Genomic DNA, 11869 nt, shown 5'->3' on the forward strand with positions numbered 1-11869 from the left:
GGGAAGCTCCGTGCCGGATTTGGGCGTCTCACCCCACTCGTACGATCCGCTCGTGACCGTGGAGGGCCAGGCGCTCGAGCTGTTGGGTCGGCTGACCGGCGATCCTGATGCCGCGTTTCGTGCCGGTCAGCTCGAGGCGATCGAGCAGCTGGTCGAGCGGCGCGGACGCGTGCTGGTCGTCGAGCGCACCGGGTGGGGGAAGAGCGCGGTGTACTTCATCGCGACTCGCTTGTTGCGTGATCGGGGGTCGGGGCCGACGGTGCTGATCTCGCCGTTGCTCGCGCTCATGCGCAACCAACTCCTCATGGCCGAACGTGGCGGCGTGCAGGCGGCGACGATCCACAGTGGCAATCGAGACGAGTGGAAGGCAGTCGAGGCCGAGATCGCCGCCGGGCGAGTCGACCTCTTGTTGATCTCGCCCGAGCGTCTGAACAACGATCGCTTCCGAGCCGAGGTGCTACCGGAACTCGCGAAGTCGGTCGGGCTGTTGGTGGTGGACGAGGCGCACTGCATCAGCGATTGGGGTCACGACTTCCGGCCCGACTACCGGCGGATCGCACGCGTCCTCCAGCTGTTGCCGCGAGGGGTGCCGCTGCTGTGCACGACGGCTACCGCGAACGATCGCGTCGTCGAAGACATCCAGGGGCAGTTGGGCACCGACCTCGAGACGATCCGAGGGCCGCTCGACCGCGAGAGCCTCGTGCTCGGCGCGCTCGATCTTCCGGAACAGGCCATGCGCCTCGCATGGCTCGCCACCGTGATCCCTGCCTTGGCCGGCTCCGGCATCGTCTATTGCCTGACCGTCGCCGACACCGACCGCGTCGCGGGCTGGCTCCGCAGCCAGGGGATCGACGCGCGTGCGTGCAGCGGAGCGAGCGACAACGAAGACCGCGTCGCGATCGAGGATGCGTTGCTCGCGAACTCGCTCGAGGTCGTGGTCGCGACCTCCGCGCTCGGTATGGGCTTCGACAAGCCCGACCTCGCGTTCGTGATCCACTACCAGAGCCCGGGGTCGCCGATCGCGTACTACCAGCAGGTCGGGCGAGCCGGTCGTGCGATGGACCGCGCCGTCGGCGTGCTGCTGCACGGACACGAAGACGTCGACATCCAGAACTACTTCGTCAGTTCGGCGTTCCCGCCGCAGGGGCAAGCCGAACAGCTCGTCGCGTTGCTCGAAGCGCGCGCGGAGCCGATGGGCATCGCCGGCATCGAATCCGAAGTCAACGCTCGCCGGACGCGGCTGCTTGCGATGCTGAAAGTGCTCGAGGTGGAGGGCGCCGTCGAACGCGTCGACGGCGGGTGGCGAAGCACGCTCGCGCCCTGGACGTATGACGCCGAGCGCGTGGAGCGGGTCACCGCGGTTCGTCGCGCGGAGCAGCGGGCGATGGCGGAGTATGTGCAAACGCCCGAGTGTCGGATGGTGTTCGTGCGGTCGCAGCTCGACGATCCGACCGTGGAACCCTGTGGGCGATGCGACAACTGCACCGGGCAACGATGGGAGGTCGAGCTCGACCGGAAGCTCGTCGCCGCGGCGGCGCTGCACCTGCGCACCACGGAGCTGCCCATCGAGCCGCGACTCCAATGGCCGGTCGGGCTCGACGAGCCGCGCGGCCGGATCGCTCCGGAGCGACAGCTCCAGTTTGGGCGATGCCTCAGCGTGTACAACGACGGTGGTTGGGGTGGGCTCGTGCGGCGCGCGAAGCACGACCGTGAGAAGTACGCCGACGAGCTCGTTGCCGCAGCGGCCGATCTCGTTCGGCGGTGGGGACCCGAACCGCGTCCCGAGTGGATCACGTGTATCCCGTCCACGTCGTCGCGGGAGCTCGTGCCCGACTTCGCCCGCCGGCTCGGTCTGGCGCTCGAACTCGAGTTTCGCGACGTCGTGCGACGCGTGCGTGCGAACCCCCCGCAGAACGAGATGGAGAACAGCGCTCAACAGTGCCGGAACACCTATGGTGCGTTCGAGGTCGCGATGCCCGTTCCGAATGCTCCGGTGCTCCTGATCGACGACATCGTCGACTCGCGTTGGACGCTCACGTGCGTGGGTGACGCGCTGCTCGCCGCGGGTTCCGGGCCCGCCTTTCCGTTCGTGCTGGCCCGGGCGCTGAGCGACTGATGGCGCCTCGTTCCGAGGCCTCGCTCGCCGCGGTTCTCCTCACGCAGCGACTGGTTGACGTACCGGTGGAGCCGCTGAAGGCAGCGGAGTACTGGACGGTGCTCGATCGAGTCGGCGATCTGGCTTCGTTGCTCGGCCTGGACGCGGACCGGGTTGCAACCTCGGGCGTCGAGTTCTCGCTGGCGGAGCGGATGGTGCATCGCTTCGATGCCGCGACCGCGCTCGCGTTCGCGCTCGACGAGCTCGAGCAGTCCGGCGTGCGCGTCGTCTCGTCGGTCGACGACGGCTACCCGGCGTCGCTGCGCGAGCTGGGTCACCGTGCACCGCCCGCGTTGTATGCCGCGGGCAACGTCGGGCTTCTCGCCACGCCGCTCCTGGGCATCGTGGGGTCACGCGACGTTGCGGAGGACGGCGCGCAGATCGCGGGTGACGCGGCGCGTGCAGCGGTAGCGCACGGCCTGGGTGTCGTTTCGGGTGGCGCGAGGGGCGTCGACCGGCTTGCCATGCAGGGCGCGCTCGAGTCGGATGGCATCGCGGTCGGCGTGCTCGCCGATTCGTTGCTGCGCACGGTCCGAGATCCCGACGTCCGGCGTGCGATCACCGACGGTCAGCTGTGCGTGTGCAGCCCGTACCGGCCGTTGGCGCCGTTCACCGTCGCGAACGCGATGGGCCGGAACAAGATCGTCTACGCGTTGTCGCAAGCAACGTTCGTCGTCGCGTCGGACCTCGAACAGGGCGGCACCTGGGGCGGCGCGACCGAGGCGCTCCGGCGCAACATTGCACCGGTCGTCGTGTGGACCGGCGCGGGCGCAGGACTCGGCAACGCGAAGCTCGTCGAGCTCGGTGCGACGCCCGTCGCCTCGATCGACGAACTCTTCCCACTGCCTGGGCGCGTCTCGTCAGTCGAAGCAAGCCCGTCGAAACAACTCGCACTCGAGGTCTGACATGACGAGCAGCAGCGAGAAGAAGCAGTGCCCGATCTACGGCGAAACCAAGATGCCCGGTTGGGATGTGTGCCCGGCCTGCGGCCACCCGTACGACGACAAGAACAACGACCTGCGCACGGCCATGCGAGGCGGGCTCAGCGCAACCTCGCGTCCTTGACGAGGAGCATGAGCGTGAACTCGTCGATCGGAGACGGCTCGAACCCGTATCGGAGGTAGAAGTCGCGCGCCGACTCGTTCTTGGCGTGAACGAGGAGGACGAGGACGCCGGTGAGCTCCGCGACTTCGAGAGACTTCAGGACGAAGTGCTCGAGCAACGCTTCATCGAGTCGGTGCCCTTGATGTTTCTGATCGACGGCCAAGCGGCCGAGGAGGATCGCGGGGAGAGGATCGGGCTGGTTGCGCCGCGCCCGTGTAGTTGCCTCGGCTCGAAGCACGACTGCGGTGCTCGACGCGTAGTACGCCACCACGAGAGCGGCTTCAACGACTACCCACGTCCGGCTGCCACCTTCTCGCTGGTTGTGCAAGGCCTTGTCGCGAAGCCAGGAGTTCAGGGCAGGGTCGCCGCAATCGAACTCGTCGAGCACGTGGCCGGGCTCGAGCAGGAGCGGTCCGACATACCGACTCAGCGGTTCACTCCTCCAGAACCGAGGGCTGTTCGAGGAGTTTGGCGAGTTCGGGCTTGCGGATCGTGGGACGGTCGAGGACTGCCTGGAGCTCCGCCCAAGCTGCGTCGTCGAGCGCGAACACGCGCCGATCGGCCAGGTCGGCCTCGGCCGCCTCGAGCGCGTGGCGCACGACGTACTCGTTCAGTGATTCGCCGGTTGCGTCGAGGACGCGCCGGACCACCGCGTCCTGCTTCGGCGTGACCCTCAGGGTCCAACGGTTGGATTTCGTGTCCATGAGAGGATCACTGTACGTCAGATCGACGTACAGGAGCAACCGCCACCCGCCTCGCGGCGCGTCTCGGCACAGATCGTTCGGTCAGGCCAATCTCCAGCGAGGGCGAGCGCCTGACCGACGCGTCGGCCGCGCCAACGAGTAGTGGAAGCGGTTCGAGTCCGTTCGTATCGACAGCACGCCGGCCAGCTCGAGGTGTGACTGGTACCGGTGGATCTCCTCGGACGCGGCCGAGTGTTACCGTCACGTTCGCCTTGATCGCCGGCAAGCGCGTGCTGCGGAAGCACTGGTGCGGATGGGTCGTCAATTGAGCCGCCGCCCGGTCATCACCGCGCTGGCCGCGGTTGTCCTCGTCGCTGGAGGCGCGGCGGCCTACGTGGCTACCCGGCCCCACAATCACAGCGCCCGAGCCAACCAGCCTCAGGCGTCCTCCTCCCGCGGCATGCCGCTTTGCGCATCGGCCACGGCCACCGGCTGCGACAAGAGCAAGCTCCAGACCGGAGCGCGCGGTTCGCCTGCCTGCCGGGGCAAGGGCGCTGGCACCATCACCGCTTCGCCCATCGCTGTCGATGACATCGTCTTCATTCTGCCGATGGGCCTGATGACCGGCGGCCACGTCACGCCGATCGACCACGGCTACTTCTACATCAAGGGCGCCGCGGCCGATCCGCCGCAGCAGGCGCCGGTCTACGCGCCGATGGACGGCAACATCTCCAGCGTCACCCGCACCGTCCGCAACAGTGCACCGGCCGCCACGTCGGATCAGACTGCGGCCGCCACCTTCGACGACTACGCGGTCACCATCGAGGCCACCTGCACCTTCCGGGTGCGTTTCAGCAACATGGTGCGGCTCGCCGGCATGTTGGGAGACAAGCTCGGCGACTTGGGAAGCAACCAGACCAAGACGCCCAACTACTCGGTCAAGGCCGGCGAACTGATCGGCTACACCGGCCTGCCGACCGCTCGAGGCATCGACGTGTGGGTCGAGAACGACGACATCACCCTGACCGGTTTCGTTCACCCCGCCCAGTACACGGCGGCCGAGGCCTGGAAGACCCACGTGGCCGACCTCTTCGACTACATGAAGGAGCCGCTCGAGAGCCAGCTGTTGGCGCTCGACGAGCGTGATGCCACGCCGCGCTGGGGCAAGATCGACTACGACATCGACGGCAAGCTGGTGGGCAATTGGTTCCGCGTCGGCTCGGGCGGCTATGCCGGGCTGCAGCATTCCGGCGAGGGCTATTGGGATGGCCACCTGGCGGTGGTTTACGACGGCAGCGATCCCGGGCAGATCGACATCTCCTTCGGCAACTATCAAGGAACGGCGCAGCAGTTCGCCGTGGTCGGCAACGCGCCCGATCCTGCCACGGTCGACCCGTCGACCGGTTTGATCAAGTACGAGCTCGGCCAGATCGAGCACTATTCCGCCGACACCGGCCAGGCCTGGGACGGCAGGACCTATCTGCCCCACCTCCGCACCCGGGCCGGTAGCAGCGTGACGGGAACGGTCTTGATGCAGCTGGTCGACGACCGCAGCCTGAAGGTGGAGATCTTCCCCGGCACGCGGGCCGCCGACATCAGCGGCTTCGACTCCGGCGCCCAAATGTACGAACGATGACTGCTTCGCTCCAGTTCACGAATCACGTCGGCGCGCCCGCTCGCGGGGCCTCGGTGCCGGGAACGGCTACCGGGTGAATGTCGGAACTGCGCGCAGCGTGTCGAACGCGAGGGAGCCGGCGAGCTCGCTGAACACGACCTCGCCGAGGCCAGTCGTCTGGTCGTAGCGGGGGCCCGCGCTGCAACCGCCGAGCGCGTAGAGGTCGTTCGAGCCGCTCATTATGTCGTGGAACACCGTCGCGTACGTCGTGGGATCGGAGGCGATTGTGTAGAGCGCGGGGTTCAACAGCACGGGTGGCATGACACCGCGCCCGACCAGCGCGCTCTTCACGACCGACATCGCGCCCGCCCACAACGGTCCGGTCATGCTGTCGCCCTCGATGGGCTGCCACGAGAACTCGGGTTGTGGCGGGTTGCCGGGTGCGTAGAGCTCGTAACCGGGCTTCCCGGCCAGGCTCGCGACGTCGGGAACCATCCGATTCCCGGTGGGATCGGCCAGGCCATTCGGAATGTTCTGTTGCCAGTCCGGGCGGTCGTACAGCGTGCTCACGCCGCCCCCGGTGCCGCTGCACCCCGGAGCGGGGTCGCCCCACGCGACGCCGGGCGTAGTGAGCGCAGATTCGTTCTTGGGCACCATCGTGCCGCCGGTCGCGGTCACCCACGGGGAGCTCGCCGGCCAATCGACCGCGAGGAAATGCGTGTCGGGATCGACGTCGCACTGGCCCTTGGGCGCGCATCCCGACGACCCGGAATCTCCGGAGCCCTTGAAGATCCACACGCCTTCCTCCGCCGCTTGCTGGAGGAGCGCTTCGCTCGGACCGAACGGATCCTTGATCTGCGGTTCGCAGGACTCGTAGCTGATCGAGATGATGTCGACGCGCTGGCCACCGGTGTTCGCCGGATCGAGCGCAGCGGTCAGCAGCCGTGGATGTACGTCACGAGATCCTGACTCGGGCTCACGAACACGTCGGGTCGTCGACTCCCGCAGACACGCCGGTCATGGCGGCGGACACCACGGCGAGAACGAGGAACCCGACTCCGACCGACCACCGACGCAGTGACGGCTGCATGGCGGGAATGCTGTCATATCGGAGCGCGCAGGACGGACGACGCCGGGACGGCTGACCACGCGTCGGTTGCGGGACGTGCCCGTATGGTCGACGAGTGCACGACGCGTCCAACCGCGTGTGGCCGCACGATGCCGCGGCACTCTCCCGCGAACAGGAGCGGCTCGCAGCGCTGACGCCGCCGCCCTGGCAGCCCGGCGGCGAGCCGTTCCTCGTCGGCGGGTGCTTCCTCGCGTTCGCGCCAGGTGAACAAGGCCCGGGTCACGCGGGCGACCACGGATGGGCCGCCGCGACCGTGGTGGAGTGCCCCGGTCTCACGACGGTGGCGAGCGCGGTGGTGCCGTGCGTCGTCGGCGCGGCATACGCGCGCGGACAGCTCGCGCGGCGCGAGGGCCCCGCGCTCACGGAAGCGGTCGACGCGTTGACGATTCGGCCGGACGTGTTGCTGGTCGACGCGACCGGGCGTGACCACCCGCGCGGCGCGGGGCTCGCGCTCCAGCTCGGCGCGGTGCTGGGCATCCCGACCATCGGCGTGACGCAACGGACCCTGCTCGCTGCGGGTGACGAGCCCGGGCTCGAACGCGGGGACCGCGCGCCGTTGTGGTTGCGCGGTGAGGTCGTGGGTGCATGGGTGCGAACACAACGCAACGTGCGGTCGCTCGCGGTGCACGCTGCCTGGCGCGTCGACGTGGATACTGCCGTCCGCGTGGTGCTCGCGTCGACCGGGAAGGTGCGCGCCCCCGAACCGCTGCGGCGTGCACGCACGATCGCCCGGAAGTCACGCGCCGACGCTCGCGCCACCGGAGGTTGATGTCGTAACCCGGTTGCATGCTCGCGCCGAACGGCGCAGTCGCTCGGACACGGAGGGGTACTGGGCACGGATCCTTTCGTCTGGAACCTCTCCGACGACAAACGGTTGCACGAGTCGAGCTCTCGGCGCGATTCCGTGCATTCCTCGAAGCCACCGGTCGGGCGCGCCGTCCTTGTGAACGACGACGGACGAGCGCCGACTCGTCGAACCAGACCCCCGCGTGGTTCGCTCCTACCGTGCTGACCGCGGCGCGAGCCGAGCGCGGCGGTATTCGACGGCGCGGCGGAACTTGTGGAGCACCCGGGCGTCGAAAGGCAGTTCGTCGATCTCGGGGAGCCACGCGTCGAGCCGATCGAGGAGGCTGTCCAAGACCCTCTCTGTCGCGCGCGGCGGCACTCCCACTTGTTCACCGAGCGCGACGAAGTCGGCGCGGCCGACGCGTTCGTCGAGTTTTCCCGCGATCGGAAGCGCGAGCGTGCTGTCCCCGTAGAGATACGAGCTCGGGAGGTCGTACGCCGGTGTGACCCGCCATTCGCCGTCGGGTAGGCGGAGCACCGAGAAGTTCTTCGCGTGCGCGTCGCCGTTGCAGGTCAGGTACGTGAATGCGAACTGCCGTACGAGATCGCGTGCGGCGACAACCGGCGCCTGGGCAGCGCCCGCGAGCCCAGGATGACCGAGGCGGCGCGCCGAACGCTGGTCGTCCGTGAGGGTTTGGCCGGTGTCGCCGAGTGGGAGGCGCGCCACGGGCGGCTCACGGCCGAAGAGCTCGCCGCCGCCCGAGACCGACTGGAGCGCCGATCGCGACGAGCGCGGCGGAATGCATGAACCCGACGGTGTACGACGCGGGCGCGTTGGTCGCGGCCGACCGCAATGAACGCACGATGTGGGCAGACCACTGCGTCCGCCTCGAGGCGGGCATCGTCCCGCTCGTGCCGGCACCCGTTCTCGGGCAGGTCAGTCGGTCCAGTCGTCAAGCCCAGCTGCGGCGGTTCCTGCGCGGTTGCGACGTCGTCGCGTTCGACGAATCAGACGCCCATACAGCAGGAAGGTTGCTCGGGCGTTCGCAGACGAGTGACATCGTCGATGCCGCGGTCGTGGTCCTCGCCGTGGCGCATGCCGCCGAGATCGTGACCGACGACCGCGACGACATCGCACGCCTTCTTGTCGCCGCGCGTTCGTCGCTACCCGTCGTCGACGCCTGACCCGGTCGTGCGCACTGCCAACGTTGTGTCACACAGGGCCGGTTGGCGGCCGGTCGACGGGCCAGGTCCCTCACCGCCTCGAGATGGACACCCGCACGTTACAACGGGGTTGCGACGGCGCCGCCCGTGCTCCCAGCTCGAACGCGGTACGGACCTCGCGCGTTGTTGCGCTCACTCGTGATGAACGAATTCGACGCCGGGTCCTCGATATCTGAACCGCCGAGTAGTTTGGAGCGATGGCAAAGCAGAAATCGAAACGACACGGAACGAGCGGAGACCTCACCGACGCGGGAGGCTCGGGCGGACCTCCTGGCAAGAAGCAGCGCCGGAAGGTCCGCAGGAACAACAAGAAGAGCCACGGATAGCCACGCGGTAGGGGGTGCTGTGGTGCCCACAGGATTGCGACCCATCGAACGACGGATGTTGCGGCTCGTCGAGGACGGCGTGCCGGAAGCCGAGATCGCGGCCCGGTTCCGGTGCAGTCCCGACTTCGTCGCCCGCGTGATCACGCTCGCGCGGCTCCCCGGGCGCACCGCGCCGGTCGGCGGCGGCCGCCAGCACCTTCGCCCGCTCGAGCGATGCGTGCTGGGATGGCGGTCTCGCGGTGCGTCGCACGCCGAGATCGCACCACGGTTCCGCCGGAGCGAAGCGTTCGTCGCCCGCGTGGAGGAGTTCGCGCACTACAAGCTCTCGCTCGAGTAGCGCGGTCGCCGCTGCGATGTCCGCTCGACGCGCGAACAGCTCGATGCGAGGAGGCGCGGCGTTCTGGGTGCTCTTCACCGTCGTCGTACTGGTCGGCGTCGGTGCCGGTGCCGTGCTCTTCGGCTCGAACGCGAACGACTCGAACGACGATGGGTCGTCGTCACAAGACGGGAGCAGTCCCTCGTCGACCACGACGACACAGCTCCTGATTCCCTCGCTCCGGTCGTACAAGGTCACGACCGGAGTGAACGTCCGGTCAGGACCGGGAACGACCTACTCGGTGGTCGGCACGGTCGAGACGGGTTACGAGGTGCTCGCGGTCTGCGTGATCGACGGCGAGACCATCCCCGGACCGTTGGGGCCTTCGAACAAGTGGCTTCGCGTCGCGTTCAACCAGCTCACCGGCTACATCACCAGCCAGTACGTTGCCGTCGGCACGGCGATCAACGACCCATCGGTCATCCCCGTCTGCACGAGCATCTAAACGGGCGATGTGCGTCAGCTCGTGACGAGCTCCTCGATGCGGGCGAGCGTCTGCTCCATCGACTTGCGCGTCTTCTTGCGGGCGGGGCGCACCATCGCCTTCGTGCGCTCCTGCGAGATGTCCCAGCTCTCGCGCACGCGCGTGCCGCCGTCGACCGGCTCGAGCTCGTAGCGCCAGATCCGTCCGCCGAACTTCTGCCCGATCTTGCCGGGCCCGCGCGTCTGCCACGCGATGCGCTTGTTCTCGTCGTACTCGGTGACGGTGCTCGTCATCGTGTACGTGATGCCGAGCTTCATCGACATGCCGAACGTGGCGCCGAGCGACAGCCGCTCCGGTGAGTCCTTCGCGTCGCGCACCGTGCCCGAGCCGTCGATGTCGTGGTGACGGCGGGGGTCGGCGAGCAGGTCGAAGATCTTCTCCGGCGGCGCGGGGATCACGCGCTCGACGGTCTCCACGTCGGAGCCGGGGACGGTGGTGGTCACAGGTACAACGCCTCCTGGTCGTCGGGCGGCTGGTTCCGGCGGTGCGACGGGGAGAGGTCTTCGCCATCGACCGCGCCGTCGTCGGCGGGGTGCTCGACCACGGCGACGACCCGCGACTGCATGAACTGGGCGGTGCGCACGACCTGCCCGGTCCGCGTGACCTCGGCGACCTCCACCACGCCCCGGCTCGTGGTGGTCTCGACCCGCCGCCCGGCGCGTGCGGCCACCACTTCATAGATGCGAGTCTCCCCGCCCCCCACGTCGACGACGACTTCGACCCGATCGCCCTTCATGGCCCCATCCTTCCCCATCTCTCCGGCTCGCACCACTGTCACCTCGCGGCGGCCTCCGGTCTCACGCTTCCTTCACCACCGCGTACCACACTCGTTCGGCGACCGCGTGCACGAGGTCGCCCATGCGCGACAGCCGCCGGTAGATCTCGCGCCAGGCGAACATCGTCGCCACGTCGGCCTCGTCGAGCAGCGCCGACATCGCGGCGCGGTAGGCGCGCTCGACGCGCCGCTGGCTCTTGATCGCGGCGTCGGCCTCCTCGGTCGCGTCGCCGGCGCTCGAGCCGAGGTGCGCGAACGCCTGCACGAGGTGGCTGACCGCGTCGGCGATCAGGCCGACCATCTGGCGGGTCGGTTCGTTCGGCTCGAGGTTCATCACCTCCATCTCACGTACGAGATCCTTCGCGCTGTTGAGCACCTCGTCGAGCTCGGCCGACAACGTGAAGAGATCCTCGGCGTCGAGCGGCGGCGAGAACGCGTCGCGCAGCCCGCGCCACAGCTCGCGTTTCTGGTCGTCGGCTTGGTGCTCGCGGTCGCGCACCGCGTCGCCCGCCGCGGGATCGCCGCCCGCCCACGCGACGAGCGCCTCCATGCCGTCCATCGTGATGTCGGCCTGCCGGCCGAGCATGTCGAGCAGGTGCGGGTTGTCGGGTAGGAACCATCGCTTCGTGCTCACGCGAGCCACCTCCATGGGACCAGCGCCACGACCGCGAACGCGGCCGTCACGGGAACCGTGATCAGCCAGGCGATCAGCATGGCGCGGACGACCTCCCAGCGCACATGCCGAACCCGTCGTTTGCCGACGCCGACGCCGACGACCGACGAGGCCACCACTTGCGTGGTGCTCACCGGCGCGCCCGTCAGCGTCGCGCCGAGGAGCACGCCGGTGGAGCCGGTCTGGCTGGAGAGCGCGTCGAGTGGCCGCAGCCGCACGATGCGCGCACCGAGCGTGCGGATGATCGGCCAGCCGCCGAACGCCGTGCCGAGGGTCAGCGCGGCCCCGCACGCGAGCTCTACCCACGCGGGTGCGTGTAGCGACGAGATCTCGCCGCTCGCGAGCAGCAGGAGCGCGACCACGCCGACGACCTTTTGCGCGTCGTTCGCGCCGTGGGTGATCGCGAGCCCGCCCGACATCGCCCACTGTCCCCCGCGCACCGGGCCGCGCACGCGGACGGTCGCGCGACGCGTGAGCCACCGCGCGACGCGGTCGGCGACGATCCCGGCCGCGAGCCCGAACACGGGCGCGATCGCGAG

17 protein-coding genes are annotated in these 11869 nt (G+C 68.8%); 9 read left to right on the forward strand and 8 right to left on the reverse strand.

Going from position 1 to position 11869, the window contains the following annotated elements:
* Positions 1–52: 52 nt before the first annotated feature.
* The 3 genes from WD271_11215 to WD271_11225 are packed head-to-tail and all read left to right on the forward strand — an operon-like array spanning position 53 to position 3220.
* The gene (locus WD271_11215) at positions 53–2116 is read left to right on the forward strand and encodes a RecQ family ATP-dependent DNA helicase (GenBank protein ID MEX1008401.1); all 2064 of its coding nucleotides are present in this window, start codon (positions 53–55) and stop codon (positions 2114–2116) included.
* A complete protein-coding gene (locus WD271_11220; protein MEX1008402.1) occupies positions 2116–3060 on the forward strand; it encodes a DNA-processing protein DprA in 945 nt (314 codons plus the stop codon). The genes WD271_11215 and WD271_11220 overlap by 1 nt, the downstream gene beginning before the upstream one ends.
* A 1-nt stretch (position 3061) precedes the next feature.
* On the forward strand, positions 3062–3220 hold the full coding sequence (locus WD271_11225; GenBank protein MEX1008403.1) for a hypothetical protein: 159 nt from the start codon (positions 3062–3064) through the stop codon (positions 3218–3220).
* Here WD271_11225 and WD271_11230 read toward each other — a convergent pair.
* Entirely contained in the window at positions 3198–3647 is a 450-nt protein-coding gene (locus WD271_11230; GenBank protein MEX1008404.1) for a GNAT family N-acetyltransferase, read from the reverse strand. The genes WD271_11225 and WD271_11230 overlap by 23 nt on opposite strands.
* 46 nt (positions 3648–3693) lie before the next feature.
* Positions 3694–3963, reverse strand: coding sequence for a DUF1778 domain-containing protein (locus WD271_11235; GenBank protein ID MEX1008405.1), 270 nt, complete (start codon positions 3961–3963; stop codon positions 3694–3696).
* A gap of 292 nt (positions 3964–4255) precedes the next feature.
* Here WD271_11235 and WD271_11240 point away from each other — a divergent pair, with 292 nt between their 5' ends.
* On the forward strand, positions 4256–5578 hold the full coding sequence (locus WD271_11240; GenBank protein MEX1008406.1) for a hypothetical protein: 1323 nt from the start codon (positions 4256–4258) through the stop codon (positions 5576–5578).
* A 66-nt stretch (positions 5579–5644) separates the two neighbouring features.
* Here the strand turns inward: WD271_11240 and WD271_11245 are convergent, their stop codons facing one another.
* Positions 5645–6355 carry a hypothetical protein gene (locus tag WD271_11245; protein ID MEX1008407.1) on the reverse strand — a complete coding sequence of 237 codons (711 nt, stop codon included), beginning with the start codon at positions 6353–6355 and terminating at the stop codon, positions 5645–5647.
* 386 nt (positions 6356–6741) lie between these two features.
* Here WD271_11245 and WD271_11250 point away from each other — a divergent pair, with 386 nt between their 5' ends.
* Entirely contained in the window at positions 6742–7455 is a 714-nt protein-coding gene (locus WD271_11250) for an endonuclease V (GenBank protein ID MEX1008408.1), read from the forward strand.
* A 231-nt stretch (positions 7456–7686) separates the two neighbouring features.
* On the opposite strand, the gene WD271_11255 is transcribed toward WD271_11250, so the two are convergent.
* Positions 7687–8199 (reverse strand): HipA domain-containing protein, encoded by a 513-nt coding sequence (locus tag WD271_11255; protein MEX1008409.1) that lies wholly within the window; start codon positions 8197–8199, stop codon positions 7687–7689.
* 77 nt (positions 8200–8276) lie between these two features.
* Between WD271_11255 and WD271_11260 the strand changes: the two genes are divergently transcribed.
* The 4 genes from WD271_11260 (at position 8277) to WD271_11275 (ending at position 9843) form a co-directional block, all read left to right on the forward strand.
* The gene (locus tag WD271_11260; protein MEX1008410.1) at positions 8277–8657 is read left to right on the forward strand and encodes a PIN domain-containing protein; all 381 of its coding nucleotides are present in this window, start codon (positions 8277–8279) and stop codon (positions 8655–8657) included.
* A 236-nt stretch (positions 8658–8893) separates the two neighbouring features.
* Positions 8894–9022 (forward strand): hypothetical protein, encoded by a 129-nt coding sequence (locus WD271_11265; GenBank protein MEX1008411.1) that lies wholly within the window; start codon positions 8894–8896, stop codon positions 9020–9022.
* Positions 9023–9044: 22 nt separating this feature from the next.
* Positions 9045–9359, forward strand: coding sequence for a hypothetical protein (locus WD271_11270; protein MEX1008412.1), 315 nt, complete (start codon positions 9045–9047; stop codon positions 9357–9359).
* 43 nt (positions 9360–9402) lie between these two features.
* Positions 9403–9843, forward strand: a complete 441-nt coding sequence (locus tag WD271_11275; GenBank protein ID MEX1008413.1) for an SH3 domain-containing protein — start codon at positions 9403–9405, stop codon at positions 9841–9843.
* A gap of 14 nt (positions 9844–9857) precedes the next feature.
* On the opposite strand, the gene WD271_11280 is transcribed toward WD271_11275, so the two are convergent.
* The 4 genes from WD271_11280 to WD271_11295 all read right to left on the reverse strand — a co-directional run.
* On the reverse strand, positions 9858–10325 hold the full coding sequence (locus tag WD271_11280) for an SRPBCC family protein (protein MEX1008414.1): 468 nt from the start codon (positions 10323–10325) through the stop codon (positions 9858–9860).
* Positions 10322–10618, reverse strand: a complete 297-nt coding sequence (locus tag WD271_11285; protein ID MEX1008415.1) for a hypothetical protein — start codon at positions 10616–10618, stop codon at positions 10322–10324. Before WD271_11285 ends, WD271_11280 begins: the two co-directional genes overlap by 4 nt.
* Before the next feature lie 61 nt (positions 10619–10679).
* On the reverse strand, positions 10680–11291 hold the full coding sequence (locus WD271_11290; protein ID MEX1008416.1) for a DUF47 family protein: 612 nt from the start codon (positions 11289–11291) through the stop codon (positions 10680–10682).
* Positions 11288–11869, reverse strand: a 582-nt coding sequence (locus tag WD271_11295; GenBank protein MEX1008417.1) for an inorganic phosphate transporter, incomplete at its 5' end; no start/stop codon positions are given. The genes WD271_11290 and WD271_11295, both read right to left, overlap by 4 nt.

The sequence above is a fragment of the Acidimicrobiia bacterium genome (assembly GCA_040880805.1).
Lineage (GTDB): Bacteria > Actinomycetota > Acidimicrobiia > IMCC26256 > DASPTH01 > DASPTH01.

What these genes read in the sequence shown, in the direction of transcription:
- WD271_11220 (MEX1008402.1), top strand. Translation starts at nt 2,116, where the DNA reads ATGGCGCCTCGTTCCGAGGCCTCGCTCGCCGCGGTTCTCCTCACGCAG.
- WD271_11225 (MEX1008403.1), top strand. Translation starts at nt 3,062, where the DNA reads ATGACGAGCAGCAGCGAGAAGAAGCAGTGCCCGATCTACGGCGAAACC.
- WD271_11235 (MEX1008405.1), bottom strand. Translation starts at nt 3,963, where the DNA reads ATGGACACGAAATCCAACCGTTGGACCCTGAGGGTCACGCCGAAGCAG.
- WD271_11240 (MEX1008406.1), top strand. Translation starts at nt 4,256, where the DNA reads ATGGGTCGTCAATTGAGCCGCCGCCCGGTCATCACCGCGCTGGCCGCG.
- WD271_11260 (MEX1008410.1), top strand. Translation starts at nt 8,277, where the DNA reads ATGAACCCGACGGTGTACGACGCGGGCGCGTTGGTCGCGGCCGACCGC.
- WD271_11265 (MEX1008411.1), top strand. Translation starts at nt 8,894, where the DNA reads ATGGCAAAGCAGAAATCGAAACGACACGGAACGAGCGGAGACCTCACC.
- WD271_11275 (MEX1008413.1), top strand. Translation starts at nt 9,403, where the DNA reads ATGCGAGGAGGCGCGGCGTTCTGGGTGCTCTTCACCGTCGTCGTACTG.
- WD271_11285 (MEX1008415.1), bottom strand. Translation starts at nt 10,618, where the DNA reads ATGAAGGGCGATCGGGTCGAAGTCGTCGTCGACGTGGGGGGCGGGGAG.